At 70.1% G+C, this 26,481-nt stretch carries 19 protein-coding genes and 1 pseudogene; 7 read left to right on the forward strand and 13 right to left on the reverse strand.

Annotated elements, in window-relative coordinates; all coding sequences use genetic code 11:
- Positions 1-137 precede the first annotated feature (137 nt).
- Positions 138-2,984: a SpoIIE family protein phosphatase gene (locus ACFXKZ_RS31715; RefSeq protein ID WP_380004847.1), complete on the forward strand. Its 2,847-nt coding sequence runs from the start codon at positions 138-140 to the stop codon at positions 2,982-2,984.
- A 116-nt stretch (positions 2,985-3,100) separates the two neighbouring features.
- Here ACFXKZ_RS31715 and ACFXKZ_RS31720 read toward each other — a convergent pair whose 3' ends face one another.
- The 4 genes from ACFXKZ_RS31720 to ACFXKZ_RS31735 form a co-directional block, all read right to left on the reverse strand.
- On the reverse strand, positions 3,101-4,387 hold the full coding sequence (locus ACFXKZ_RS31720; protein ID WP_380004849.1) for a sugar ABC transporter permease: 1,287 nt from the start codon (positions 4,385-4,387) through the stop codon (positions 3,101-3,103).
- Positions 4,384-5,178: an ATP-binding cassette domain-containing protein gene (locus ACFXKZ_RS31725; RefSeq protein WP_380004851.1), complete on the reverse strand. Its 795-nt coding sequence runs from the start codon at positions 5,176-5,178 to the stop codon at positions 4,384-4,386. Before ACFXKZ_RS31725 ends, ACFXKZ_RS31720 begins: the two co-directional genes overlap by 4 nt.
- A gap of 24 nt (positions 5,179-5,202) precedes the next feature.
- Complete coding sequence (locus ACFXKZ_RS31730) at positions 5,203-6,330, reverse strand: substrate-binding domain-containing protein (protein WP_380005026.1); 1,128 nt, start codon at positions 6,328-6,330, stop codon at positions 5,203-5,205.
- A gap of 83 nt (positions 6,331-6,413) precedes the next feature.
- Positions 6,414-8,966, reverse strand: coding sequence for a SpoIIE family protein phosphatase (locus tag ACFXKZ_RS31735; protein WP_380004853.1), 2,553 nt, complete (start codon positions 8,964-8,966; stop codon positions 6,414-6,416).
- 415 nt (positions 8,967-9,381) lie between these two features.
- Here ACFXKZ_RS31735 and ACFXKZ_RS31740 point away from each other — a divergent pair.
- Positions 9,382-10,654, forward strand: a pseudogene (locus ACFXKZ_RS31740) (PP2C family protein-serine/threonine phosphatase).
- Between the two features lie 103 nt (positions 10,655-10,757).
- Here ACFXKZ_RS31740 and ACFXKZ_RS31745 read toward each other — a convergent pair.
- From ACFXKZ_RS31745 to ACFXKZ_RS31755, 3 genes are all read right to left on the reverse strand, one after another.
- Positions 10,758-11,882 carry an FAD-dependent oxidoreductase gene (locus tag ACFXKZ_RS31745; protein WP_380004855.1) on the reverse strand — a complete coding sequence of 375 codons (1,125 nt, stop codon included), beginning with the start codon at positions 11,880-11,882 and terminating at the stop codon, positions 10,758-10,760.
- Between the two features lie 108 nt (positions 11,883-11,990).
- Positions 11,991-12,272 (reverse strand): hypothetical protein, encoded by a 282-nt coding sequence (locus tag ACFXKZ_RS31750; RefSeq protein ID WP_380004858.1) that lies wholly within the window; start codon positions 12,270-12,272, stop codon positions 11,991-11,993.
- Positions 12,273-12,463: 191 nt separating this feature from the next.
- Positions 12,464-13,042 carry a hypothetical protein gene (locus ACFXKZ_RS31755; protein ID WP_380004860.1) on the reverse strand — a complete coding sequence of 193 codons (579 nt, stop codon included), beginning with the start codon at positions 13,040-13,042 and terminating at the stop codon, positions 12,464-12,466.
- 419 nt (positions 13,043-13,461) lie between these two features.
- Here ACFXKZ_RS31755 and ACFXKZ_RS31760 point away from each other — a divergent pair, with 419 nt between their 5' ends.
- Positions 13,462-13,662, forward strand: a complete 201-nt coding sequence (locus ACFXKZ_RS31760; RefSeq protein ID WP_380004862.1) for a hypothetical protein — start codon at positions 13,462-13,464, stop codon at positions 13,660-13,662.
- 221 nt (positions 13,663-13,883) lie between these two features.
- Here ACFXKZ_RS31760 and ACFXKZ_RS31765 read toward each other — a convergent pair whose 3' ends face one another.
- Entirely contained in the window at positions 13,884-14,330 is a 447-nt protein-coding gene (locus tag ACFXKZ_RS31765; protein WP_380004864.1) for a hypothetical protein, read from the reverse strand.
- A 497-nt stretch (positions 14,331-14,827) separates the two neighbouring features.
- On the opposite strand from ACFXKZ_RS31765, the gene ACFXKZ_RS31770 reads away from it, so the two are divergent.
- Entirely contained in the window at positions 14,828-16,909 is a 2,082-nt protein-coding gene (locus ACFXKZ_RS31770) for a SpoIIE family protein phosphatase (protein WP_380004866.1), read from the forward strand.
- 406 nt (positions 16,910-17,315) lie between these two features.
- Here ACFXKZ_RS31770 and ACFXKZ_RS31775 read toward each other — a convergent pair whose 3' ends face one another.
- The 4 genes from ACFXKZ_RS31775 to ACFXKZ_RS31790 form a co-directional block, all read right to left on the reverse strand.
- Entirely contained in the window at positions 17,316-18,809 is a 1,494-nt protein-coding gene (locus tag ACFXKZ_RS31775; protein ID WP_380004868.1) for a carboxylesterase/lipase family protein, read from the reverse strand.
- A 22-nt stretch (positions 18,810-18,831) separates the two neighbouring features.
- The gene (locus tag ACFXKZ_RS31780) at positions 18,832-19,746 is read right to left on the reverse strand and encodes an MBL fold metallo-hydrolase (protein ID WP_380004870.1); all 915 of its coding nucleotides are present in this window, start codon (positions 19,744-19,746) and stop codon (positions 18,832-18,834) included.
- A gap of 195 nt (positions 19,747-19,941) precedes the next feature.
- Positions 19,942-20,127 carry a hypothetical protein gene (locus ACFXKZ_RS31785; protein ID WP_380004873.1) on the reverse strand — a complete coding sequence of 62 codons (186 nt, stop codon included), beginning with the start codon at positions 20,125-20,127 and terminating at the stop codon, positions 19,942-19,944.
- Positions 20,128-20,207: 80 nt separating this feature from the next.
- Positions 20,208-21,263 (reverse strand): FUSC family protein, encoded by a 1,056-nt coding sequence (locus ACFXKZ_RS31790; protein WP_380004875.1) that lies wholly within the window; start codon positions 21,261-21,263, stop codon positions 20,208-20,210.
- Positions 21,264-22,230: 967 nt separating this feature from the next.
- On the opposite strand from ACFXKZ_RS31790, the gene ACFXKZ_RS31795 reads away from it, so the two are divergent.
- From ACFXKZ_RS31795 to ACFXKZ_RS31805, 3 genes are all read left to right on the forward strand, one after another.
- Positions 22,231-22,353 carry a hypothetical protein gene (locus tag ACFXKZ_RS31795; RefSeq protein WP_380004877.1) on the forward strand — a complete coding sequence of 41 codons (123 nt, stop codon included), beginning with the start codon at positions 22,231-22,233 and terminating at the stop codon, positions 22,351-22,353.
- The gene (locus ACFXKZ_RS31800; protein ID WP_380004879.1) at positions 22,350-23,480 is read left to right on the forward strand and encodes a protein-L-isoaspartate(D-aspartate) O-methyltransferase; all 1,131 of its coding nucleotides are present in this window, start codon (positions 22,350-22,352) and stop codon (positions 23,478-23,480) included. The genes ACFXKZ_RS31795 and ACFXKZ_RS31800 overlap by 4 nt, the downstream gene beginning before the upstream one ends.
- A 468-nt stretch (positions 23,481-23,948) precedes the next feature.
- Positions 23,949-24,488, forward strand: a complete 540-nt coding sequence (locus tag ACFXKZ_RS31805; RefSeq protein ID WP_380004881.1) for a hypothetical protein — start codon at positions 23,949-23,951, stop codon at positions 24,486-24,488.
- A 285-nt stretch (positions 24,489-24,773) separates the two neighbouring features.
- Here the strand turns inward: ACFXKZ_RS31805 and ACFXKZ_RS31810 are convergent, their stop codons facing one another.
- Positions 24,774-25,727: a DUF2716 domain-containing protein gene (locus ACFXKZ_RS31810; RefSeq protein WP_380004883.1), complete on the reverse strand. Its 954-nt coding sequence runs from the start codon at positions 25,725-25,727 to the stop codon at positions 24,774-24,776.
- Positions 25,728-26,481: the final 754 nt, after the last annotated feature.

Here is a 26,481-nt window from a genome sequence, read left to right on the forward strand (position 1 = left end):
GCCGAGCCGTGCAACACGGATCCGACGGAAAGGCCGGCCCGACCGCGGGTCCTGGCAGCCCCTCGGGCCCGGGAAGCAGGACGGGGACGGGGACGGCGGGGACGGCACGAACCGACAGATTGTGCCTGCTCACGGCTTTGGACGACCAGGCGACGGACACCGACGTGTTGACCGCCGCGGCGCAGCACGCGACCGCGGCGCTCGGTGGATTCGGCGCCATGGGACACCTGAGCGCAAGCGCCTCCCGGGGCTTGCACCTGATCGCGAGCAGCGGACTGCCCCGGGCCGTCACCCGCAACTGGGAGGACATCCGCGTCACCGATTCGGTGGTTCCGGCGCGCGCCTTCCGAACCGGCGAGTTCGCGTTCGCGCCCACCGCGCACCGCCCCGAACGCAACCCCTGGGACCCGCCTCACCCGTCGCCCGCCGCGGACCTCTCGGCGCGCTCCGCGATGGCAGCCATACCGCTGTCCGGACCGGACGGACCGCTCGGCGTCCTGTCGGTGCTGCTACCGGTGACCGACGCGCTCTCCGTCGGGCAACGAACGTTTCTTCGGGAGGTGGCCCGGTGGGCGGCGGAACGGCTGCGCCTGGCCCCGCCCACGCCGGACACCGTCTCCCGCACTCTGCTGGGGACGCCGCCGGAGCGCGCTCCCGGACAGGGCCCCGATGTGACCTCCACCGAATTCGAGTTCGAATTCGATGTGCAGGCGAACGAGGTCGTCCTCGACGAGCGGTTGCTCGACGCCATCGGCATCGAGCGCGAGACATTCGACGGACGGCTCTCGACCTTCGACGACTACGTCCATCCCGATGACCTCCCCTGGGTTGTGGGAGACGTCGAACAGGCGCTCAGGACCCGTGGTCGGGCGGACAGCGAGTACCGGGTCCGCCGCTCGGACGGGACGTATGCCTGGGTGCGCTTCCGCGGCCGGGCGGTCTCGAACCGGGGCAGCGAGCCGACCCGGCTGGTCGGCACCATGTCCTACACCACCGAGACCCATGCCGCGCTGGAATCGGTGGGGCGTGCCCTGGCACACATGAGTGACGGTTTCCTGTCCGTGGACCGCGACGGGCGGATCGGATTCGTCAACGTGGCCGCCGAGCGTCTGTTCGGCCGGCCGCGCGACCTGGTGGGGCGGTCGTTGTGGGGCGTCCCCGTCGTGCGGAAGGTGCCCCTGCTGGAGGAGCGCTCCCGCCGAGCCGTCGCCACGGGGGTCCCCGACGGGTTCGAGGTGCCGTGGCCGGGCACCGATCGCTGGTACCACCTACGACTGGTCCCCCTGGCCGACGGACTCACCTTCTACATCACGGATGTCACCGAAAGACGCCTGCGCGAAGCGGAGCGCGCCGCCGCCGAACGCGCCGCCGCCGAGCGCGCCGCCGTCATGACCCGACTGACCCGAGCACTCGCCGAGGCGACCACCACCCGGGACGTGACCGCCGCCGTGGCCGAGAGCGTCCTTCCTCCCCTGCACGCGACCGGACTGGTCATCCTCGCCCTGGGGAACGAGCGACTGGACCTTGTCGGCTCCGTCGGCTATCCGCCGGCGCTCCTCGATCGCCTCCACGGCATGCCGGTCGTCGCCACCACACCTCTGGGAGAGGTTCTGCGCACCCGCGCACCGAAGTTCATCGACTCACCCGACGACCTCGCCGCCGACCATCCCGGGCTGGTGGACTGCCCGGTCACCGAAGGGAAACAGGCCTGGGTCTTCCTTCCGTTGATCGTCTCGGGCCGCGAGATCGGTGTGGTCGTCGTCTCCTTCGACCAGCCGCGACATCTCACCGGGGACGAACGGAGTCTGCTGACCGTGTTCGGCGGCCAACTCGCCCACACGCTCGAGCGGGCCCGCCAGTACGACGTGGCCACGACTCGCGCCCGTGACCTCCAGAATGCCCTCCTGCCCCGGGCCCTGCCGCCGCTCCCCGCAATCACCGCCGCCGCCCGATATCTGCCCGCCGGACACGGTGCGGACATCGGCGGCGACTGGTACGACATCATTCCGCTGTCCGGCGACCGTGTGGCTCTGGTCATCGGCGACGTCATGGGCCACGGCATGCCCGAGGCCGCCACCATGGGCCGCCTGCGCACCGCCGTGCGCACGCTCTCCGACCTCGAACTGCCTCCGGACGACGTCCTGACCCGACTCGACGACATCGTCGGCGAACTCGGGGAGGAGTCCTTCGTCACCTGTCTGTACGGCGTCTACGACCCGACCACTCAGATCCTCACGTACGCCAACGCCGGACATCTCCCGCCCGTGGTCGCCCACCGCGACGGCACCGCGTCCCTGCTGACGTTCGATCCCGACCCGCCACTCGGGATCGCCGCCCCGCCCTTCGGCGTCCACGACGTGTCCCTGCCCGACGGCAGCTTCGTCGTCCTCTACACCGACGGTCTCGTGGAGACCCCGGGTCTCAACATCGACAAGGGCCTGCGTCACCTCACCGAGACCGTCGCCGCCGCTCTCGCCGACCGTGACGGGCCGGCCCAACAAGAACCCGACCGGCTGTGCGACGCCGTCACCACCGCCCTGCTGCCGGCGCACCGCCACACCACCGACGACACCGCCCTCCTCGTCGCCCGCACCCGTTCCCTTTCGCCGAGTGACATCGCCACCTGGGCCCTCCCCGAAGACCCCACGGCCGCGGGCCAAGCCCGGCACCACGTCCACGAGCAGTTCCGGATCTGGCATTTGGGCGAGGAACTGGAAATGGCCACCGAACTCATCGTCAGCGAACTCGTCGGCAACGTCATCCGCCATGCAACGGGTCCGATCCAGTTGCGCCTGCTGCGCAGCCGCACCCTCATCTGCGAGGTCACCGACGGCAGTCTGACCACGCCCCATATCCGACACGCCCGCGCGACGGACGAGGGTGGACGCGGCCTCCAACTCGTCGCCGCCATGGCCCAACGATGGGGAACGCGCTACACCCTCACCGGCAAGTGCATCTGGACCGAACAGGCACTCGACGCGTGAACGGCCGACACCGGGCTGGGCCGGACAGACCTGGGCCGACAATCTGTTCATGCTCGGCCTGCTCGGCGTCGGCAGCCGACTCGGCCTCGCGACGGGCCCGGCCGAACCACGTACGACTACCGCACCACACCGTGCGACTTCCGGGAGTGGCGGGAGAGCGAGTCGAGGACCACCGCGGCGAGCAGCACGCCACCGGTGATCATCGACTGCACCGACGTCTGGATGCCGATGAGCACCATCCCCGAGGCGATCGATTGCACGACCAGCACACCGAGCAGCGCGGACCAGGGTGTGCCGCGTCCACCGAAGAGGCTGACGCCACCGATGACGGCCGCCGCGATGGCGTCGATCAGTAGGTTGGTGGAGCCCGAGGTCTGTCCCACCGAGGCGACGCGCGAGGCGAGGAACAGCCCGCCGAACGCGGCCAGCGTCCCGGAGACCGCGAACGCCGAGGCGCGGATCCACACCACGTTGATACCGGCGAGGCGGGCCGCCTCGACCCCACCTCCGATCGCGAAGATCTTTCGCCCATATCTGGTGCGCCGCAGGACGAAGTCCAGCCCGACGACGAAGAGCAGGAAAATCAGCAGGGCGAAGGGCAGGCCCTCGAACTGGTTCAGCACGTACGCCGCCGCGAAGCCGATCACCGCCACGGTGCCGGTACGCACGGCAATCCCGCCGAGCGAGCGGGACGAGACCCGGGCCGCCCTGCGGCGTCGCTCGTCGTGGTACGACGCGAGGAAGTACCCGGCCGCTCCGATCGCCGCGAGCCCGTACGCGACGGCCTCATCGTGGAAATAGCGTTCGGTCAGGGCCGAGACGAAGCCGTCGGAGTGCAGGTTGATGGTGCCGTTGGCGCCCAGGACGTAGAGCATCAGGCCGTTCCAGACCAGCAGTCCGGCCAGCGTGACAACGAAGGCGGGTACGCCGACCCTGGCGAAGAAGAACCCCTGAAGGGCACCGATCCCGCCTCCGACGAGGGCAGCGGTGACGGCCGCCAACCATTCGGGCATGCCACTGTTGACGTTCATCACGGCGAACACCGCCGCCGCGAGTCCGCTGACCGCACCCACCGACAGGTCGATCTCGCCGAGCAGCAGAACGAAGACGAGCCCGACCGCGATCAGCCCCGTGCCAACGATGTCCACGCTGAGGTTGGAGAGATTACGCGGGGACAGGAAGTGGTTGTCCAGGAGTTGGAAGGTCGTCCAGATCACGATGACCGCGCACACACCGGGAACCGAGCCGAGTTCACCGTTGCGCAGCCTGAGGACGAAGTCGCTCGCGTAGCCCTTCGGGCCGGATGGGCGATCCCCGGTCCTCGGGTCGCGAGCACCGGGCCGATCGGTGACGGCCCCGGCCCTGTTGCGACCGATGTCGCCCGATGTCTTCGTACCGGTCACAGCGTCGCCTCCCACGGCTGCGTCTTCCGATGGGTCACGGCGTTGTCCGTGGCGCCGGTGATGGACGAGACGATCTGCTCCTGCGATGTGGTCAACACGTCGAAGAACCCGTTGTTGCGGCCGAGGCGCAACACCGCGACGTGGTCCGCGACGGCCTTGACGTCGCCGAGGTTGTGGCTGATCAGCAGGACACCCAGTCCGCGTTCCCGCAACCGCTCGATCAGATCGAGGAAGCGCGCGGTCTGCCCCACGCCCAGCGCCGCGGTGGGCTCGTCGAGGATCAGGACCTTGGGCTCGCTCAGCAGCGTCCGGGCTATCGCGACAGCCTGCCGCTGCCCTGCGGAGAGCGAGGCCACCGGCACCCTCGTCCTGGGGATGCTGACGGACAGCACGTCCAGCAGGTCGAGCTCCCTCGCGCGGCGCTCCATCGCCACCTCGTCGAGCACGCCCGCCCGGCAGATCTCGTGACCCAGGAAGAGGTTGCCGACCACGTCGAGGCTCTCGCACAGGGCCAGTTCCTGGTAGACGCTCGCGATGCCCAGCGACTGGGCATCGCGGGGCCGGGCGATCCGCACCGGCCGACCGTTCCACTCGATGACACCCTCGTCGGCCGGGCCGGCGCCGGTGATCACCTTGACGAGGGTGCTCTTGCCGGCTCCGTTGTCGCCCACCAGGGCGACGACTTCCCCGGCGTTGATCTCCAGTTCGACGCGCGTGAGCGCGTGGAGGGCGCCGAATCGTTTGCAGATGCCGCGCAGGGCCAGCAGCGGCGTCGTTGTCACGTGGACCATCTCCTTCGCCGCGACCGGTGGCGACTAGGTGGTGAGTCCCGCCTTTTGGCAGGCGGCCCGGAGATCCGGGGTGCAGATCTGCGCGATCGTGTACACCCCGTCCTTGACGAGGGTGCTCGCGATGGTGTCGACGGTCACGGGCGTCAGGGGACCCAGAACGGCGGGTATCGCGTTGCTGGTGTCGTTGCCGACGCGGTCCTTCGCGATGGCGTCGATGGACGCGCCGCGGCCCAGGGCGAGTGCCATCTCGACGGCGGCCCCGGCTTCGGAGACGAAGGATTTGTAGACGGTGACGTACTGCCGGCCCGCGACGATCCGCTGCACGGCTTCGCGATTGGCGTCCTGGCCCGTGATGGGGGGCAACGACTTGACGTCGGCGGCCTTGAGGGCGGTGAGGACGCCGAAGGCGAGGCCGTCGTTGGCCGAGTAGACGCCGTCGAGACGGTCCGGGCCCACATCGGCGATGGCGGCGGACATGTTGGTGAAGGCGTTCTGCGGTATCCACCCGCCGGTGTAGTACGACTTGACGATCTTCGCCCTGCCCTCGAAGGCGGAGAGCGCACCCTTCTGTAGAGCTGCGGTGTTCGGGTCGGTGGGGTCGCCGTTCATCATCACGATCCGCGGTTCGTGCGTCCCGTGCCCCATCGCCGTGAGCAGTGCCTCGGCCTGGAGCCTGCCGATTTGCTCCGAGTCGTAGCCGGAGTACGCCGAGATGGGACCTTCCGCGAGGCGGTCGTACGAGACCACCGGGATGCCCGCGTCATGCGCCCGTGTGATCGAGGGGCGCAGCGCCTTGTAGTCGACCGGGTCGAGGATCATGGCTCGTACCCCGTTGGCGATCATGGAATCCATCTGCTGCTGCTGGGTGGCCACATCCCCCGAGGCGTTGGCGTACTTGACCACACAGTCGGGGCACAGCTCCCCCACCTTCGCCTGGATCAGGGGCTTGTCGGAGGCGGCCCAGCGCGCGGTGTGGGTGTCGGGAAGCAGCAGGCCGATGGCGAAGCCCCTCGTGTTCGGGTCACCCCCGCCGGGTGTCGCGGCGGGTTGCAACGCGCCGCACGCGACCACACCGGCGACGAGGGACGCCACCGCGGCGGCCAGGACGGCACGCCCGACGGTGCCTCCCACGGGGCCGGGTCGTCGGATCATGGCAGCCATCCAGAGGAACATCAGGACACCTCATCCGACCATACTCCGCCGCGCTGTGGCAGGCCGTTCGAATCCGTCGCGCCTCACACCCCCTGTGGCGAAAGCAGTACCTCCCCCCACACCTGCTTGCCGCCGCTCAGCGGCACCGAGCCCCATGCCTCCGACATCGCCTCGACCAGCAACAGACCCCGCCCCCCGGTCACCTCCCAGTCGACGCTGGCCGGCTTGACGGGTGTGCGCGGCGAGGAGTCGCTCACCGCGACCCGGAGGCGATCGCCTGCGAGCGTGAGGTCGAGGCGTACCTCGCCCTGCGTGTGCGCGATGGCGTTGGTGACCAGTTCGGAAACGATGAGCAGGATCGCGTCGGTCTCCTCGGTCACCTGCCAGGCACGCATCGTGCGCGCGGTGAAGCGGCGCGCGTGCATGACCGCGTCGGGTAGCCGCCACACCGTCCAGCCGGCGCGCCGCGGACGCGCGGTCAGCCCGTCGTAGCGCATGAGCAACAGCGCCACGTCGTCGTCGCGGGCCTCGGCGCCGCGGATCAGCTCGTCGGCCATCCGGTCCACGTCGGACGGATCCGCCGCCGAGAGCGTTTCGCAGACCCGCCGGACACCGTCCTCCAGCAGGAGCTTGGAGGACTCGACCAGACCGTCGGTGAGCAGCGTGAGCACCGACCCCGGGGACAGCGGAGCCATGGTCAGCGGGAACTCCGCGTCCGGGAGCACCCCGAGCGGGGGCCCACCCTCGGTCTCCACCTCCCGAGTCGTGCCGTCCGGCTCGCGCACGACCGGCAGCATGTGCCCGGCCCGCACGAACCAGGCGTCGCCCTCCTCCGTGTCCAGAGCCACATAGCAGCAGGTGGCGAAGGCGTCGGTCTCCATGCCGACCAGCAGGCGGTTCGTGTGCGAGACGACCACGTCGGGCGGGTGGCCCTCGACCGCGTAGGCACGGATCGCGGTGCGGATCTGGCCCATCACCGTGGCGGCTTCGGCGCTGTGCCCCTGCACGTCGCCGATGACCAGCGCGACGAATCGGTCCGACAGCGGAATGACGTCGTACCAGTCGCCACCCACCGCGAGGCCCGCGGTCGCCGGTAGATAGCGCGCGACGGTCACGCAGCCGGGCAGCGACGGGAGCTTGCGGGGCAACAGGCTGCGCTGGAGCATCGCGGCGAGTTCGTGCTCGGCATCGAACGCCCGGGCGCGTACGAGGGCCTGCCCCACCAGACCCGCGGTGGCGGTCAACAGGGAGCGCTCCTCTATGCCGAACGGGTGCGGCTTGTCCCAGCCCAGCAGGCACAGGCCGACCACTCGGTTGCCGTACGGCAAGGGCAGTATGGCGAGACCACCGCGGCCGAGTTCGTCGAGGCCGGGCTCAAGGCCGGTACTGGTCGCCCACAGGCATGTGGTGCCGGCGCGGAGCGCGGCCGTCAACGTCGGCAGGGCACCGGTCAGCGTGTCGGGCCGCTCCAGCCGCCACTCGCTGCGCCAGTTCTCCGGCCACGCCGTCGGCTCCGGCGGGTCCAGCAAGGTGACGACCAGCCGGCCGGCGTGCAGTTGCGACAGCGCCAGCCGGTCGGCCCCCAGCGGCTCTCGAAGTGCGCTCACCAGGCTCCGACCGACATCCCGCACGGCAAGCGCGGTCGCCAGCAGGGCGGACAGCCGCTGCACCATGGAGACCTCATCGGTGCTCGACCGCAGGTGGGAGGCATCCACGAGCACGCCCAGCAGCCTTTCCGGCCGGCCCGAGGGGTCCAGCAGCGCCCGACAGCGCAGCCGCAACCACCGCAGTTCGCCCGTGGACCGGCGGATGCGAAACTCCAACTCCCGACCGCCCGGCATCGCATTCCCCGGCTCGACGACCGACATGAGTGCGGGCAGGTCTTCCGGGACGGTGCGCGCCAACAGAGTCTCCACCCGACCGTCGAAGTCATCGGGAGCGATACCGACCAGGTCGAGCACGTGCTCGTCCGCCTGGATCCGCCCCGTGCTCAGGATCAGGGTGAACGACCCGGCGCGGTCATCATCCGCAGCCGAGGCGAGTCGCTTCTCCGGCCGTCTTCGGCCGACCGCCGCGTTTGCATCCGCGTCGTGGACGGCTCCACCTGCGGCTGCCACGCCCGGGAGGCCGCTCGGCAGGTCGCGTCGCACTCGACCGTGCTCGGTCAAGCCGGCCGACGCACCGGCGAGGGCTCCGCCGGATTCGGAGCCGCCGCTCGCCGGGCACCCGGCTTCGACACGCAAGGCGACCTGGCCTGCGTACAGCTCCAAAAGGCCGCGCCGCCGGGCGTCGAAGCCGTCACCCGTGCAGTCCACCACGACCAGGCACCCCAGGCGCCTGCCGTCCACGTCGAGGGGCAACGCGCCCAGCGAGGCTCCGGCAGCGGACACGATGGCGTCGCCGTCCGGAGCCGCGATCTCCTCCGAGGACAGCCACAGCGGCCGACCGGCGCGGAACGCGTCGGCGATGGGCGACCCCCCGGACAGCGGGTACCACGGCCACAGCCCATACGCGGCGCCGGAACTCTCTCCGACCGTCTCGGTCAGGCGCAGCCCATGCGCCTCCTCGTCCACCACGTAGACGGCGAGCATCGCCACCCCGGCGGAGGCCAAGACTTGCTCTGTCACAGTGGGCAACGCCCTCTCAGCGGTGGGTCAACGGTGGACTTCCCGGGCCATCACGGCAGATGAAGCCGGGATGGCCTCCTCCAACCTCCTGCCTCATTCCAGTGTGCGTGTAACCCCACTGCAGGTGCCCTCGGTACAGGGACGGGACGACGCGGGAGTATCGCCGGCCGAGGGCCCGGGTGGATCCGGTCACGAACCGTCGAACGCCGCGTCCCGCACGCGTACGGTGGAATGGCGAGCAGGCCCACCCACAGCCACAGGCACAGGCACAGGGGATGCCGCGCCGCCGTGATCACGCGGATACCGTTTCGGCCCGGGGCCGTTCGATGCTTCCGCGGCGCCTTCCGGTTCGGCAGCACCAGGGCCCGAACCGACGGGCGACCCACGTTCGACGGACGATCCGGGTTCGGGCGGGGGAACGCCCGTGCACGACGGGAAGCCCCCGTCGCCGGTGGATTTCCGAGCGGTGTTCGAGGCGCTGCCGGCCGGGGTGGCGCTGCTCACGCCGGACCTGATCCATGTGGAGGCGAATCCGAGGTACCTGCGCCTGGCGGGACGCCGACGCGAACAAGTCGTCGGCCGGTACATCTTCGAGGCGTTCCCCGACAACCCCTGCAAGGACGCGCTCGGAACGCACCGGCTCGCCGCCTCACTGCGCCGGGCGGCCGGCGGGCAGCGCGACATGATGGCCATCCAGCGCTACGACACCCAGCGATCCGACGAGCCCGGCGTGTGGGAGGAGCGGTACTGGAGCGTTCTCAACGTCCCCGTCCTCAGCCCCGACGGCCGGGTGCGATGGGTCCTGAACCGCGTCGAGGAAGTCACCGAACTCCTGCGCGCCAAGAACGAATGCCCCGCCGAGCGCGCGAACTTCATGGAGGCGGAACTGTACAACCACGCGCGTGAACTCCAGGACATCAACGAACGCCTCCGCGGCGCCTACGCACGCGAACGCGAAGTGGCCCTCGTCCTGCAGGGCGCGATGCTGCCCGCGCCGTCACCGTCGCCGCACGCCGGTCCCCACGCCGCGGCGGTACGCTACCGGCCCGCGCAGGGGGGCGCTGAACGTGTGCGGCGACTGGTACGACCTGGTGGACCTGCCCGAGGGACGCACCGCCGTCGCGGTCGGCGACGTGGTCGGGCACGGCCTCAAGGCCGCAGCCGTCATGGGCCGGCTCCGCAGCGCACTGACCGCGACCCTGCGCATCGCCGACGGACCCGCCCACGCCCTGGAGGCGCTCGGGCTGCACGCACGCTCGGTACCCGGTGCCGAAGACGCGACCGCCGTCGCGGTGATCGTCGACCCCGCACGCCACGACCTCCACCACAGCAGCGCGGGACACCTGCCTCCCGCCCTCCTCGCCCCCGACGGAGGGGTAACCCTCCTCGACCGGGCCACCGACCCCCCTCTCGGCGCCCACCCCGAACACCTCCCCCGCCTCCAAGCGGCGCTCGACTACCCCACCGGCGCAACCCTGGTCCTGTACACCGACGGCCTGATCGAACGCCGCGACGAAGACATCGACACGTCCGTGGCCCGCCTCGCCCACTCCCTCGCCGGCCACCGCGCCCTCGACCCCGAACCCCTGGCCGACGCGCTCCTGGCCGACCTCCTCCCATCCGACGGCGCCACCGACGACACCGCCCTGGTGGTCCTGCCGCTGCGCGATCACCACACGAGGACGCAACCCCGGTGATCCTCACCCACGGCGGGCCAAACACGTTCGTCGCACCGGCGACCCCCGCTCCAACGCGAGCCGAGCTTCGCCCGAGGGGCCTGCGGAGATGACTCCCTCGGTCTCAGGACAGTTTGGCTTCGGGAGCGAAGGCGGGGAGCTTGTCGAGACTGCTGCGCACGACCTCGGCTCCGTACTCGAACATCTGCCGCTCGTAGTCGTCGACCGCGTCGGGCAGATCCCGGCGGCCCTCGTTGGCCTCGACCAGGCAGCGGCGCAGCAGGTCGGCATCGCGCAGCGCGGTGTTCGCGCCGTTGCCGCCGGTCGGAGAGGTGGCGTGGATCGCGTCGCCGAGCAGCGTGACCGGGCCGGACGCCCAGCGCTCGCCGGGCTTGACCACCCGGATGGACAGCAGCGTGCTGTTGTCCGGGTCGGCCTGCTCGATCAGCGCACGCAGTTCCGGGTGCCAACCCTGCATCCTGGACAACACGGCGTCCTGCACGGTCAGGTCCGCCGGCGAGCCGTTCGGCGGCAGGATCATGGCCCAGCGCACATAGTCGCCGATGTCGGGCAGCGTGACTTCGGGGGCCAGTTGCTCGGCGGCCTGCTTCGGCGGGGTTCGGAAGCGCATCGCGCCGAGAAGCAGGCTGACGCCGTCACCCGCGATCTTCGAGCCGTAGGCCTTGGACAGGCCGGCGAACTCGTCGGTCAGCGGGGTGCGGCCGATGACGAACCGGACGCCGGTGTCGGTCGGGATGGTCTGCGGCGACAACACCCCGCGCACCGCGGAGGTGACGCCGTCGGCACCGACGAGCAGGTCGGCGGTGGCGGGGTCTCGGCGGGCGAATCGGGCTCGGACCTTGCCGTCGGCCTGCACGTCGTAGCCGGTCAGCGCGGCATCGGTGTGCACGGTGAGGCCGGTCAGCAACAGGTGTCGTAGCACCTGCCGGTCGACCACGATGCCGGTCCGGCCCGCGCCGAGCCTGCCGATCTCGTTCAGCCGCGGGTCCAGGATCAGCTGCTCGGCGGAGGCGTCCATGACGATCTCGTCCAGCAGTGGATGCCAGCGTGTCGGCAGGCATCGGCGTACCGCCTGGAAGCCGATCGGGTTCAGCACGAGCCGGTAGCCCTGGAAGCGTGCGACGATCCCCGGGTCGCGCTCGAACACGTCGGCCTCGATCCCGGCACCACGCAGACCCTGTGCAAGAGCCAGACCACCCAGACCCGCACCGACCACGGAAACTCGCATCACACACCTCCGGAACATCGACACGAACTTAGTTCGTTCTACTGATGATCTAAGTTCTATGCAACGAACTAAGATCGTGTCAAGCGGTCCGGTGCTCTGCGGTGCTTCTCATGCCTTGGATACCCCGACCTTCAGTCCCTCGGTGACGCCGTCGCCGGTGACCTCGACCCGGCCGCCCGCGAACATGCCGAGTTCGACCTTCAACAGCCGGGTACCGCCGTCGGGTTCGACCGCCTCCACGCCGTAGCCGCCCTCGGCCAGAGCGAGCAGCGCGTTGACCGGGACGGTGAGCACACCCTTCCTCTCCTTACCGGTGAACCCGACGGTGACCGGCGCGCCGTCCAACGTGCCCGCGTCCTTGGGCTGATCGAGCGCGATGTCGACCGCCACCGCCGTCAGAGAGCAAGACCGCGCCCGCACCACCCGCCGAGGCCAACACCACAACCGCGGCAAGAACCCGCCCCCGACGCCGCCGCCGTTCGCGCGGAGAGGGCGTGTGGTCCGGTTCGCTCGGGGTACGCGCCGGTGCCTCGTCGTACTCGTAATGCCGTGGGGTGTCGATCGAACCCACGAGATCGCCCCTACTTCTTCTTCGGCAGCGGCGGAACCTTCTTGTCACACAGTTCCATCGCCTTCTTCACCTTGTCGTCGCCCAGGTCGAGGGCGACCATCCCGCCGCCCGGACCATCGCCCATGTTCACGCCGTTCTCGCGCATGCACGCCGATCGTTTGGCCTGCCACTCCTTGAACTTGGGATCGTTCGGGTCGAAGTCGCTCTTCGGCCGGAACCTCTCGCACGCCTTCATCGCATCCTCGGTCTTCGACGACCCCTCGTCCGCAGGCATCGCCCCGATCCGCATCGCACCACCCTCGCCGGGCTCCGGGTCGGGCATGTCCACCCCGTGCCCACGCATACAACCCGCGAACTTCACCATCAGCTCCCGCCGTTCCGCGTCGTCACCCTTGCCCGAACCCGAACCACCCTCGCCACCCCCGGACTTCGCCGCGCCGTTGCTGCCACCCGAGGCAACCTTCACCCCCGAGCCGCCGTCGTCGCCGCAACCGACCGTCGTCACGGCGAGACCACCCGCCAAAACCACCCCCACCACCAACCGCAACATCAAGGGCCGCCCCGAACCCACGCGTCCGAACCTCGTCATCACTGCCGCTCCCGTCGGTAGTCCTCTGTCGGTCCTGTCGCACCTTTCGTCGTCGCCGCCGTGACGACGAAAAGTGCGACACCAGGTCTACGCGCCCGTGAGTTACCAGGACGTCACCCGAATCGGTTACCGCGAGCCAACACGAAGCCGCGTATAACGGGGTGACGGCCGGTTCGAAGTCCCCCGGTTCGAACCATTGCCTTTCGCCCCCGAACCCTGCTCCCGACCCGGCCTTCCTGCCCCCACGCTCATCGGCGTGCTCCGCGCGAGGGGTCCGAGCCAGAGCGGCACTCCGAGGTCACCTCGGGCACGTTCCCATGGCGGAGAGGGCTCGGCCATCACGCCCCCAAAGCTCAGCACCGCACGGCGGTTCGTACCGCCGCCACTACGCCTACACCGACGCACTCAAGAGGTTTCCCATGGTCGTACCCCTGCTCCTGACCCGCCGTGTTCTCGCCTCCGCCGGCCGTCCGCCCAGGTTGCCCGACCACCACTACGATCCCGACCTGTGCGCCAACGTCGTCGCCGACGGCACCCTGCTCGTCCACGCCACGGACGCGAAGCTGGTCGCGGACTACACCTCCACCCAGGAGCCCTCCGGGCTCAAGGCAGACGACTGACCTTCCGGAGGATCTTCGCCATCGAACCGGTGAACAGTGGACTGCCCATCCACATCGGCGCGGCTCTGATGGGCCACCTCGGCATCGAGACCACCCGCGGCTACGTCGCCGTCTTCGACGAGGACGTCATCCGGCACTACCAACGCACGCTCACCTTCCTCCGCGCCAAGCGCGAGGAGACCCGACGACGGGCCCGCCGCTCTGCCGTCGACCTGGAAGGACTATCTCTGAAGCGCCGCCGACTTCTTCACTACAACATCGGTCGCCCTTGCATACCGCTCCCGCTCACCAGACCGAGCCCGTCCCGACGCCCCCACGCTCTCGCTATGCGCGACGAGTCTGAAGATCAGTGCACGAACCAGCATCTGCTGCCAGTCGGGATGACCACCGCTACCGGTCAGCAGGTCGGACGGAAGATCGAACCACAGCAAACCGTCCGCGACCACGATCGCCTCCGCGAACACCGGAGGCCGCCAATACGGCGAAAAGTCGATCACAGCAGGCACTTCGTCCCCGGAGAAGAGCACATTGCCGGTGAGATCGCCGTGAATGAGCTGAGCGGCATCCTGCTGTACCGGGCGCCTCAGCTCCAGCAGAGCCGAGAACGGCGCGGAGAGGTCGTCGATCACGTCGACGACCTGCTCACCCCAAGCGACCCGGTCGCCCACGGCCCAAGGATGGGTACGCCGGTCCAGGAAATCCGGCCGGGGCACCTGTCGCAAGGCAGCGTGGAAGGCACGACCGGCACTGAGAACGCTTCGTCCCCGCCCACCAACCAGCGGGACACGAGGGCCCTTCGCACCGAAGGCATCAAGGACGGCACGGGGAGGGACAGCGTTGCTCGGCAACTCGGTCACGCAGGGCATCCTGCCGCCGCCACCTTGCCTGACGCACCTACTTTTCGCCCAGCCCAAGCCTTCGCACCAGGCCGCATCACTCTTCCGGGTGCGGTGCAGAGAAGCGGACACCGCGGGACCCGGCCGGGACACCGACCGTGCCCGCGCGATGGACTCCGGAGCGACCACGCGGGAGACGGCGGATCGTTCGGGCGGATTACCCGTCCACGAAATGGGTTATTTATTAGGAAAGAACTATTTAACGCATATAAGTGACTTCATCAATCGAAAGTTTCCACGCCGATACGCACGACCGGGCAGGTGAGGTGATGAGTCCGGACGGACGGAGCCCACAGGAGCGGCGGGGTACGGAGGATGACGGCGGCCGGGCCCGCGTCGCGATGTGGGATTGGGACGTGGCCGAGGGCACGGTCGCCTGGGACGATTCCGCCGCGGCCGTATTCGGCGTGGAGCCGGATGAACTGCGATGGGAGGCCACGGCCTGGCAGCGTCTGATCCACCCGGTGGACCTGCCGCGGGTGCTGGAGAGTGTCGAGGACGCGTCCCGTGCGCGCGGTGCCTACAGCGTGGCGTGCCGGATACGGCGGCGCGACGGCGGCTACCACCGGGTGGAGTTTCGTGGCCATTGCGCGCTCGACGGGCAGGGCGCACCGAACCACATGATCGGCACCGTGAGTGACGCCACCGATCGGCACGCACGGGATGTGGCGGCGTCGCCACCGCCCTCCGGTCGAATCCCGCGGGACGAAGCGCAAGAGGTGGCCGCGGACCGCACCGAACGGATCGCCACGATGACCACGGCCCTCGCCGCCGCGGTGACCGGGCGGGACGTGGTGAATGTCGTACACGACCACATGCTGCCCCTGTTCGTGGACGCGACCGGGGTGGGTATCTGGGTCGAGGAGGCGGGGCGGGTGTACGCGGTGGGTACCGCCGGATACTCGCAGGAGTTCATCGATTTGTTCGAGGGGCACCCCACGGAGGACACCCCGCCGGCAATGGACGCCAAACGGGATCGTGTTCCGATCTTCGTCTCGTCGCCCGAGGAGTACCTGCGTCGCTACCCGAATCTCGACCACGTCGTCGCACTCAGCGGCAAGAATGCCTGGGCGTTCCTGCCACTGATCGCCTCCGGACGGGTGATCGGCTGCGCCGTCATCTCCTACAGTCGGCCGCACCGGTTCGCGCACGAGGAACGCACGCTGTGCACAGCGCTGAGCGCCCTGGTCGCCCAAGCCCTCGCGCGCGCCCGGCTCTACGACGCCGAGCACGACCGGGCCCGTCAATTGCAACAGGGGCTGCTGCCGCGTGCTCTTCCCCCGACTCCGGCCCTCACCGCGGCGGCCCGCTACCTGCCCGCCACCGAGGGAATGGAGGTCGGGGGAGACTGGTACGACATCATCCCCCTGGCGGGAGACCGGGTGGCCCTGGTCATCGGGGACGTCATGGGGCACGGACTGAGGGAAGCGGCGACGATGGGTCGACTGCGCACCGCCGTGCAGACCCTCGCCGACCTCGAACTACCGCCGGACGAACTGCTCCACCACCTCAACGACCTGGTCTGCGGGCTCGGCGACGACTTCTACGCCACCTGCCTCTGCGCCGTCTACGACTCCACCGACGGCACCTGCTCCCTCGCCACCGCGGGCCACCCACCACCCGCAGTCGCCGACGACACCGGACACGTGCGCTTCGTCGACCTGCCCGTCAACCCGCCGCTCGGTGCCGCGGCCCCACCCTTCGACGCGACCGAACTCGCCCTCCCCGACGGTGCTCTCCTTGTGCTCTACACCGACGGACTGGTCGAATCCAGCGCGCGGGACATCGACCGGGGAATGGCCCACCTCGCCGAACGCCTCCGAACCGTCCTGACCAACGGACCGACCGACCCCGACGCCATCTGCGACGACCTGCTGAAAACGACGGGACCGGACCAACAACCGACCGACGACGACACCGTGCTGCTCGTCGCCCGCACCCACCGACACGCCCCCGAGGACATCGCCACGTGGCGCCTGCCGGCCGAACCACAGGCCGCCGGCGCCGCCCGCCACCACATCCGCGACCAACTGTGCGCATGGGACCTGGAGGAACTGTCCTTCGTCACCGAGCTCCTGGTCAGCGAACTGCTCGGCAACGTCGTACGACACGCCAAGGGACCCGTCTCCCTGCGGCTGCTGCGCAGCCGCGCCCTGATCTGCGAAGTCACCGACGGCAGCGCCACCATGCCCCGCATCCGCCGCGCGACCGAGACCGACGAGAACGGCCGAGGGCTGCAACTGATCGCCATGCTCGCCGAATGCTGGGGCGCCCGCTACACCCCCGACGGAAAATGCATCTGGACCGAACAATCCATGCCCGACGACGCACCCCGCCCGCCGACGCGGTAGGCCGCGGGCCGGCGCGGGGGCTCCCACCGATTCCTCCCGCGACTCGGGTCGGCTATAGATGCGATACATCGTGCGGCCGGATCCGGTGGCGGTGACGCCATCAGGCATCGCGGGGCCCACCCGCTGCACCGTTCGGTGCCGCTTCGACACGGCAACACGTCCGCCGTGGTCGCGCACCGCGGCTCGCGACAGACGCTCATGGCCGTCGGCAAATGGGCGTCCACCTCGGTGGTGGCGGCGACCGAGCAGGTGTTCACGATCGGAGTGACGAGCCAGGGACCCATCGGGTTGAAGGTCTCGCAGGACTTGCCCAGGTCCCACTGGCCGGAGTATTCGAGGTGGCTGTGTCAGTCGTCCGGCACGGCCAGGGCGTCGATCTCCAGAGGAGTCCCTGCGGGAGCGGGCGTCAGCACCAGGCCTGTCGTTCCCGGCTGCGGGGGTCGTCGATCCGGATCCACTGGGCGTCGATGTGCATCGTGGCCCTGCGATCGGTGTCGTAGGCGTCCCAGCCGGGGTCACCGGTGGCGGCGAACCGGATCCAGGTCTCGTGCATGCGGCCCGCGAGATCCGCCGCGGGCTTGTCGGGGCCGAGCAGGGCGTTCGGACCGTTCAGCTCGGGCCGGTCCGCGAGGTCGAAGACGAAGGGCAGCTCGACGGCGTGGGTGGCGCCGAGCTGTCCGTCCAGGGCCCGGGAGCGCCAGGCGAACTCGTACGCGTAGGTGGCGGACTGCGGATGAGCGGCATGGGCGCCGGCCAGAGCGCGGGTGCCCGCGCCGAACAGGGCGTCGGCCATGATCGCCGAGCGCAGCTCCGCGTAGGAGGCCTCGGGGCGGGACTTACGGTAGGTCTCGACGAGCCGCGCCGGATCCGGGTGCGAGCGCGCCGCCGCCTCGTCGACGTCGGCTGCGGTCGAGGTGGCGTACTTGCCCACCGGAACCAGGTAGAGGTTGCCCTCTTCGGTGTTGGTGCCGACGAGCAGGTCGACGCCGGCGGCGCGGCCGGCGGCGACGGATGCCGCGGGCTGAGTGTCGAGGACCAGGCTGAAGGGGCTGAGGCCGATCAGCGGGTCGCGGTGTTCGGCGGTCTGCAGGTCGAGTCCCGCGAGCTTGGAGGCGGCCTCCACCAGACGCTCGTCGGAGATCTCCGCGAAGGCGTCCACGTGCGGCTCGACGCCCAGGACCTCGGCGGCCGCGGCGGTGACGTGGGCGGCCTGCTCGGTGCTGAACGCGCCCAGGCCGCTGCCGCTTTGCACGATCGCCCTGCGGAACAGACCCGTGGCCTCCGCGGTGGCGAGGACGCCGCCGACAACGGTGGCCCCGGCCGACTGGCCGAAGAGCGTGACGTTGTCCGGGTCGCCTCCGAAGGCGGCGATATTCTCCCGCACCCAGCGCAGCGCGGCGACGACGTCGAGCAGACCACGGTTGGCGGGGGCCCCGGGCAGGTCCAGGAAACCGACGATGCCGAGCCGGTAGTTGAGCGTGACGAGGACGACGCCGTCGCGGGCGAAGGCGGAACCGTCGTACATGGCGGACCGGGTCGATCCGGCGACGAATCCGCCGCCGTGCACGAACACCATGACCGGCAGGTCGCTCTGTACAACCGCGGGCGTCCACACGTTGACGGTGAGGTAGTCCTCGCCCCGGCTCCAGCCGGTGCCGAAGTAGGGAGCCATGTCGATGTTGCCGAGCTTGCGCTCGGACTGCGGCGCGTTGGGTCCGGGGACAGTGGCGTCCCGTACGCCGTCCCACGGCTCATGCGGCTCGGGCGCCGCGAAGCGGCCGACGCCCAGGGGCGGGGCGGCGTAGGGAATGTTCAGGAAGGCGGCGGTGCCGTCCTCCCGGCGCAGACCGCGCACGGCTCCCTGCGCGGTGGTCACGACGGGTTCGGGGTGGTGGTTCATCTCTGGTGCCTTTCCGCGGGCTTCAGCCCTGCTCGGTGTACGGGGTGAAGGGCGCCCAACCCTTGACGGCGAAGGTGCCTCCCTCGCGGACGACTTCGGTGGCGCCGTGCCCGCCCAGGTGCGCGGGGATCACGAGCGCGTTGTTGTCGGCCGCCCAGCCCAGCACCTTGCGGCGGGTGGCGCGGGCTTCGGCGGGGTTCTCGCAGAAGCAGCTGTTGGCATCCGGCTCCAGGATCTGCACCGGGCTGTGCAGCATGTCGCCGACGAACACCGCGCGGTTTGTGCCGGAGGTGAGAGTCAGCACGGAGGAGCCGGGGGTGTGTCCGGGAGCGGTGTCCAGGCGCAGGTTCGCGTCGATCCGGTGGCTGTTCTCCCACAGCTGTGTCAGACCGGCCTGGTGCACCGGAGCCACGCTGTCCTCGAAGACGTTCTGGTTGCCGCGGCCGAGCAGCGGCTGGTGGCCGTTCTCCGGGTTCCAGAAGTCGAAGTCGTCCTTCGGCATCAGGTAGGTGGCGTTGGGGAACGTCGGCACCCACTGCCGCCCGTCCAGGTAGGTGTTCCAGCCGACGTGGTCGATGTGGAGATGCGTGTTGATCACGATGTCCACGTCCTCCGGCTGGACACCGGCCCGGGCGAGGTTGGTCAGGAAGTCCGTTTCGAGGCGGCTCCAGACCGGGGCGTAGGGACGCTCCTTGTGATTGCCCACGCCGGTGTCGACCAGGATCGTCCTGCCCTCGCTGCGCAGCAGCCAGGTCTGGATCGCCGAATTCACGATGTTGGTCTCGGAATCCAGGAAATGCGGGACAAGCCAGTCGGCACCGTTCTCCCAGATTTCCTTCGAGCTTTCCGGGAAGAAGGTGTCGGGCGTCATTTCGACGGAACCGTAGTATTCCCACACCCGCGTGATGGAGACATTGCCGAGGGTGATTTGATCCATGGGATCTCCTTGGAATTCGGGGGATTTGCTCAACCGTACGAGCGGCCCTGGTGGGTGCGGTATCCGTCACGTGACTGCACCTGCGTGTACAGCTACGAACAGGGACTTCCCTTGGTGGGCCGGCGAAAGGCGGCCACCGTTGCGCGTTCCATTCCTGGATACCTGTTCCACGGGCACATGACGATGTCGCTGCGGTCACGAGACCGGGGCCGAGATCGCGTGGACGGCCTTCCGTTTTTCGGTTTCCTGCTCGGCTCGGACGCGCAGCTGGTCGGCCGGGCGCTCGCACCGGGTGCCGCCATGACGGACACCACCTGCCCGATCAGCGAACAGCACCTGCACGAACGCCTTGCGCTCACCGGTCTCGACGACGAACCGCACAGGCTCTCCGGCGTTTCGACAACATGCTCGACCGGCTGGAGAAGTCAATCGAGGGCCGGCGCTGCTTCGTCGCCAACACCTCACGCGAGTTGCGCACCCCGCCGGCCGTGCGGCGACGGGTGGTCCACGCTTTCAGAGGGGGCCACGGTGGTGCGGTCGGGGTCCACGGCTCGTACGAGCGCGGTCAGGGTCGCGTCGAGGCGATTGATGTGCAGCAGCATGCGGTGCTCCGGCGACGGCCGGTCGCGGCTCACGCGTTGCTCCTCCGAGAGCCGGGACAGCGCCCTGATGATCGTGGGGCGCGCCGTTTGTGAGGCGCTTTCCGATCGATGACCGGTGATCTGGATCAGGTGGGTCACGGTCTCGTGCGCGCGGGCGGCGGCAGCCGTGAGACGGGTGGCGCACTTCGGGACGTGGCCCGCCGGGAGACGTGCGGCCGTGGCGGCGAGGCTTCGTGCGTGGTACGCACCGGCCCCGAGGAGTTCCAGCAGGTGGCGGGCGCGGTGACGGCGGCGGCGCTGCGGATTGAGCGAATGGGTGAGAGGCAGACAGGACTTGCGGAAGGATTCCAGTGCCTGGTCGAGGTCGCGTGCCGCGCGGACCCGGCTCGTCGGGATCTCCGTGCCCGTGCTTCCTGCCGCGACGGTCCGAAAGAGGCGGTCGAGGACTTGCGGGAAGCCGACCAGTTCCTCGTCGCCGGCGCGGCGAACCGTGGTGGGAAGGACAGGGACGGCGGCAAGGATCCCGCAGGACACTCCCAGTGCGGTCTCCTCGACGCGCAGGAGCAGCACGTGCGTCGAGAAGGTGTCCATCAGCGCGAGCAGCATGCCGAGCGTGCCGGTGATGAAGAACGTCACGGCCCAGTAGGCGTGCGACGGTGTGTAGAACATTCCGAACATGCACAGCAGGAGCAGGATCAGGAGGACGGGGCCGTCTCCGCCGACCAGGGCGGCGAGGCCGTAGCCGAACACCACGCCGAGGACCGTGCCCGCCGGCCGCCGCAGGCTCTGCAGCAGTACCTTGCCAGTGCTCTCGTTCTTGATGAAGACGACCCATGCCGCCGCGACGGCCCAGTACCACAGGTGCGGCGACAGGAGATGACCGCCCGCGGAGGCGAGAGCCGAGGCAGCCGTCACCTGAAACGCCTGACGGGTGGCTCCCCGCTTCAGGCTTTCGGTGTCTGCGTCCCTACGCGGCAGCGCCCCGAAGGCGGGCGAGGCGGGCTTGCGTGGAGGTGTCCGGTGTCCTGCCGGGCGGTCACGCGGGCCGAGAACCCGCAGGGCTTCGGCGAGTTCGTCGACCGCGGGAAAGCAGTCCAGCACGAGGGCGGAGCCCGTCGGCCGGTCCGCCTTCGTACCCCTCCTCGCACCGCTCGGCCGCGCAAGCCGTTCCCACGGTGGGCTGGTCCCGGAGATCCCTGATGCGCTGCGCGAGCCGCTGTCGCGCCGTGATCCGCCTCGGCGAGGTCGCGTCCGTCGGCTCCGGCGAAGCGGGGCACCGTCCGCCGTCGCTCGCCGCGGGGGGAGCCCCATTCTCTGCCCACCGCCGACATCTCGCGGGCGGACGCGGTCGGTTCGTCACGTCGGCTCGGCATGTGACGCGGGAGCACCGGGATCCCTGTCGGGAGCGTGCCCAGACGCGTTCGCATCCGCGGTGGCTTCGCCGCTCCTACCTCGTCCCCCTGCAGGGGGTGCGGGGTAGGCGGCCCGCCGGGAGTCCGCGGGCGGTCCCGGTGCGGTGTTCGGTTCGCTGCGGGGCCCGGCGGGGCCGTCGCCCGCTCGGGTGATTCCCTCCCGGCTCGCGCGCTGCGCCGAGGCGGCACGCATCATCCGCGGTTCACCCACACGTTCACGTCCCGCCCGGCGACACGCCCTTGGTGGCCTGCGCGCGTTCGAACCGGCCGACGCACGGCGCAGCGGCCGAGGGCCGGGTGGGCCGGACCGGATGGTCCCGGCAAGGTGGTGTCGAGAGGACGTGCCGGGCGGCGCGGCGAGAGGCCGGGTCGGCAGCCGCGTGCGGTTCGGGTGACCGCGGTATTGCTTCGGCCGGTGCGGCCCGCCATGCTCGATGGAGCGCTGACTGTCGGTAGGCAAGGGGGTTGCCATGGGTGAGCATTCGAAACCGAACGACGGGAAGCCGGACGACACGCCGCAGCCGACCCGGGACCAGGACGGGCAGAACCCGGACGTGCAAAAGCCCGGCGGCGGCAAGCACAAGAAGCCGTGACCGCGCACGAGGACGCGCTGCGCGAACTCGACGCCCAGGGCGCGTTCTCCGGCGCGCCGTGGATACGTGAGGCGATGGACGCGGTGCGGCGCGAGGCGTTCGCCCCCGACGTGATCTGGCGCGACGACGGCCACGTCTACATGCGTGTTGACCGGCGCACCGATCCCGCCGGGTGGTCCGCGATCGTGGACGGACGCGGACCGGTGGTCACCCAGGTCGACGACGGCGCCGACACCGAGCACGGCGAGACGGCGACCAGTTCGATCAGCGACCGGCTCGCCGTCGCGAGCTTCCTGACCGCCTTGGATGTGCACCCGGGGCAGCGGGTGTGGGAGGTGGGCACCGGCTCCGGCTGGACCGCCGCGCTGCTGGCCCACCGCGTCGGCCCGAGCGGGCGGGTGGTGACGGTCGAGATCGACCCCGTCCTCGCCGACGCCGCCCGCGCACGCCTGATCCCCTGGACGGACACCGTCGACGTTGTGACCCGCGACGGCGAGGACGCCGCCTTGGACACCGGGGCGGGCGCGGGGTGGGACCGTGTCCACGTCACCGCCGCCGTCACCCGACACCTGCCCCACGCGTGGATCGAACACGCCGCGCCCGGCGCGGTGTTGGCGGTGCCGTTCTCCCCGCCCTTCGGGTCCGGCGGTCTGCTGCGCCTGGTCGTCGACGAACACGGCGTGGCGAGCGGGCGGTTCGTCAAGAGCGTGGCGTTCATGCCCCTGCGCGGGCAACGCGGCCCCGGACACGAGGTGTTCGAGGCGATCCGCGCCGCACACCCGGCACATGCCCGCACACCCGTGGACTGGCACCTCGCCGCCGTGTCCGCGGACGGCAACTACGTCCAGGCGCTGGCGCTCAAGCTCCCCGACGTGCACCGCGCCACTGCCGCGGCCGGTGCGAAGTGGTGGCTGCACGACGGCAAGGACTCGTGGGCCCTGGTCGAAGACACCCCCGACGCCGGACACGCCCTCCAAGGCGGTCCCCGACGGCTGTGGGACGAGGCGGCCGCGGTCATCGCCTGGCAGGACGACGCCCAAATCCACGCCTACGACTTCGGCATCACCCTCGAACCCGACACCCAATGGGCCTGGGCCGGCACACCCGACCAACGCTGGAGAATGTGAACCCACGGGCACGGCGGCGGAGCAGTGCCAGATCGACGCGGCCGAGAGCAGTATCGGCCCGCAACGGCCGGATCCGAACGGGTTCATCCCCTCGAAGCAATCCCTCGAGGAACGCATTCCCGTGCGGCGTCCCGGGCGGAGTCCGGGGTGAACGGTGGAACGTCGCCGTCGGGCGTGGCCGCGTTGCCCGGCAACGTGCCGATGAACGCGTGCAGTCGCCGCCGGCGCAGGTGTTGCTCCACCCGGTCCCGGAGGAGGACTTCACCGCTGGAGTGGGACTCGCGCCACAGGGCGGCGACCTGCTCGAGGGTGTCGTTGCACGGGCCGTCGCCGTGGCCCGGGTCCGCGATCGCCTCGCTCTCGAAAACGCCGGGGATCTCGCCGGGGCACGGGGCCGATGAGCATCGTGGTACGCCACACCGCGCCCGTCATGGTCACGGTCGGCGCCCCGGGATCGGAGGCCGGGTCGTGTGCGGCGAGGCCGGCCGATGCCCATCGTGCCGTCGCCATGACCAGGTGTCCTCACCGATCCGGTGCGCGGTCCCGTTCGTCACGTCGATGAGCCTCGCCACGGGCGTGCCGACCCATTCGCCCGAAAACCCGGGGGTATCGGGTGCCACCGGGATGGTCGAGGTCGACCGCGGACCAACCGTTGCGGAGCGGCGGTCGTGCACCGCGGCACCGGCGGCCTTCACCAAAGCCTCGTCGGACACCAGCGGGTCCACGAACGCGGTCCCCTCGTCCGGGGCATCGACCGGCTTCGTCACCGCTCCGATGGCCGACTCCAACGAGGCCAACAGCGTGAAACGGTCGCGGTGGCGGGACAGATCCCGTTTCACCACCGACGCGAACGACGTGCCGTCGTCGAAGTCCTTCCTGTTCGCGCTCACGAAGTACACCTCGTCGCGCGAGTTCCGGTGCAGGAAGTCGACCACCGTCAGCCAGATCGCCACGTCCCGCGCGCCGCCCTTGGCGTTCTCGTCCGGCTTGGCCGGCTTGTCACAGTAGGCCTCACGTTCGAGCGCCGCGTCCGCGGCTCCCCCTCTCGCGGATCGCGTGCGTTCCTCTCCCGCCGCGCGAGGCCGCCGTCCTCCGGCGACGACGCTCCCGCGAGGCACGGAGCCCGGTCGTTCGCCCGCTTTGCCGGCCGATGTGAAAGCCCGGTGTGCGCGAGCGGCAACTTCCGCGAGGTCACGCCGCCCGGCGAGCCGACACGCGAGCTCGACCACGTCCGGGATCGCGCCGGAAGCTGCCGGAACCACCCGGAGAACATGATCGCCGCCGCAGGGCGGGTCAGTCGACGGGTGCCCCGTCCCGGCGCAGGGGTCGTCCCAGGATGTGGTGCATGTCCTGTTCGATCGTGTTCAGGAGTTCCGCGCCGAATACGCAGAGGGTGTGTTCCCAGGGATGCCCGAAGGTGCCGAATCGCAGGTCCTGCGCGAGGAAGACGTGGTGGTCGCCATCGGGGTACGGGCCGAAGGACCGGCCCTCGCGCGAGCGCCCTTCGAGGACGCGCGGCAGGAACATGTCGGTCTCCGGGACGTCCGGGCGGAGCCGGTGGCAGGTGTGTTGCCAGTCCAGGAGCCACAGGAACTCCCCCGGCGCACAACGGTCGGCGAGCCCGTCCTGGACCCGACCAAACGGTCGAGGTTCCGGTCGCCGGGGTCGTCGCGCAGGGCGTCTCGCTCGGCCGACCAAGCTGCGCTCGAAGGCTTTCAGGTCGTCGATGCGGCCTGAGGATTCGGCGCCGCCCGCAACCAGGCCGCCATCGCGGCCCCGGATGTCTGCCTGATCGGTAAGCAGTCTCGTGAGCATCGTCTTCGTCTGGTCGCGCCAGGCGTGCGGGTTTGCCGTCGGGGGGAGTTCTCCGATGCCGTCGAGGCCGGCCAGGCGGGCTTCGAGGGCCTGTGCGCAGGTGGTGAGGGTGGTCTCGGTGACGGCATCGATCGCGTGGACGGGTCGGGTCCCACGCCTGCGGCGAGGATGGTCAGGGCGGCGAGGGCCGCGAGGGCGTCGGGCAGTCGGTCGGGCCGGGGCGGTGCGTCCGTGGGCGGTGGTGCGGTACCAAATCGCCCAGGGTTTCGCGGGCGTCCATCGGTCGTGTTCGGCTGCCCACAGCACGTCGTCGGGATGCAGCGGCAGATCCACGACGTGTTCGCGCAGGAGCAATCGGATGTCCTGGCGGGCTTGTTCTAGGGTGAAGTCCGGTCGTTGTCGGTCTTCGGTGAGCACGTGCAGCAGTGCCACGGTGCCGAGAGGCTGGGGACGTCGATGGCGTGGAGGAGGGCGCGCATGGCCGCGTCGTCGCACCACAGCGGGGCGGCTTTGTCGACAAAACCCGGGCCACGCGCTCAAGATCCAAAGTCCCGGATCCTGCAAACCCAAGGGTCGACACATGACCGATCGACAGGTGAGGCGTTCGACCGACCCTTGGTGGAAGAGCCGATACAGCAGGGTGTCGTTGGGGTCGGGGATCGCGCGGACGGCGCCGGGGCGGTCTCGAACGATCCCCGCCGCAACACCGTCGGCGGCCCGCTCGACCGCGGTGCCCGGAACAGCGAGGCCCGGATCGGCGAACGGGCACCCGGTCGACACCACCACCTCCTCCGCCTCGCCCTCGCCGGTCGGATGGATCGGCGCTCCGGTCGAGCCGACGACCTGCCACCACCCACCGCCAAAACACACGCGCGCCGATCGGCACCGCCGGCCGACCGCCGCGCCGCGCCGCGTTCCCGCGTCTGTTCGCCCCACCCGCACGCGTCGTGTCTTCGCGGCGAAGGACGCCGGGACGCATTCGTGCAACGGCCCGTCCGGCGGCGCCGTCGAGCGCCTGTGCCACGGGGCGTGATCGGCGAATCGCAACAACGCGGTCAACGGCCGGGGGCCCGCAACCGATGTGCGCGCCTCGCCGGAAGCCCCCGAGAACCCGGGGTCGGCCGTGGCCGCGATACTGGGGCACGGCTTCAGTGCCGTGGTGGACTCTGATCCGTTATCAAACTAT

The sequence above is a fragment of the Embleya sp. NPDC059237 genome, assembly GCF_042754105.1.
Taxonomy (GTDB): domain Bacteria; phylum Actinomycetota; class Actinomycetes; order Streptomycetales; family Streptomycetaceae; genus Embleya.

What these genes read in the sequence shown, in the direction of transcription:
- ACFXKZ_RS31745 (WP_380004855.1), bottom strand. Translation starts at nt 11,882, where the DNA reads ATGCGAGTTTCCGTGGTCGGTGCGGGTCTGGGTGGTCTGGCTCTTGCA.
- ACFXKZ_RS31725 (WP_380004851.1), bottom strand. Translation starts at nt 5,178, where the DNA reads ATGGTCCACGTGACAACGACGCCGCTGCTGGCCCTGCGCGGCATCTGC.
- ACFXKZ_RS31760 (WP_380004862.1), top strand. Translation starts at nt 13,462, where the DNA reads ATGGTCGTACCCCTGCTCCTGACCCGCCGTGTTCTCGCCTCCGCCGGC.
- ACFXKZ_RS31730 (WP_380005026.1), bottom strand. Translation starts at nt 6,330, where the DNA reads ATGATCCGACGACCCGGCCCCGTGGGAGGCACCGTCGGGCGTGCCGTC.
- ACFXKZ_RS31770 (WP_380004866.1), top strand. Translation starts at nt 14,828, where the DNA reads ATGAGTCCGGACGGACGGAGCCCACAGGAGCGGCGGGGTACGGAGGAT.
- ACFXKZ_RS31795 (WP_380004877.1), top strand. Translation starts at nt 22,231, where the DNA reads ATGGGTGAGCATTCGAAACCGAACGACGGGAAGCCGGACGACACGCCG.
- ACFXKZ_RS31775 (WP_380004868.1), bottom strand. Translation starts at nt 18,809, where the DNA reads ATGAACCACCACCCCGAACCCGTCGTGACCACCGCGCAGGGAGCCGTG.
- ACFXKZ_RS31780 (WP_380004870.1), bottom strand. Translation starts at nt 19,746, where the DNA reads ATGGATCAAATCACCCTCGGCAATGTCTCCATCACGCGGGTGTGGGAA.
- ACFXKZ_RS31755 (WP_380004860.1), bottom strand. Translation starts at nt 13,042, where the DNA reads ATGACGAGGTTCGGACGCGTGGGTTCGGGGCGGCCCTTGATGTTGCGG.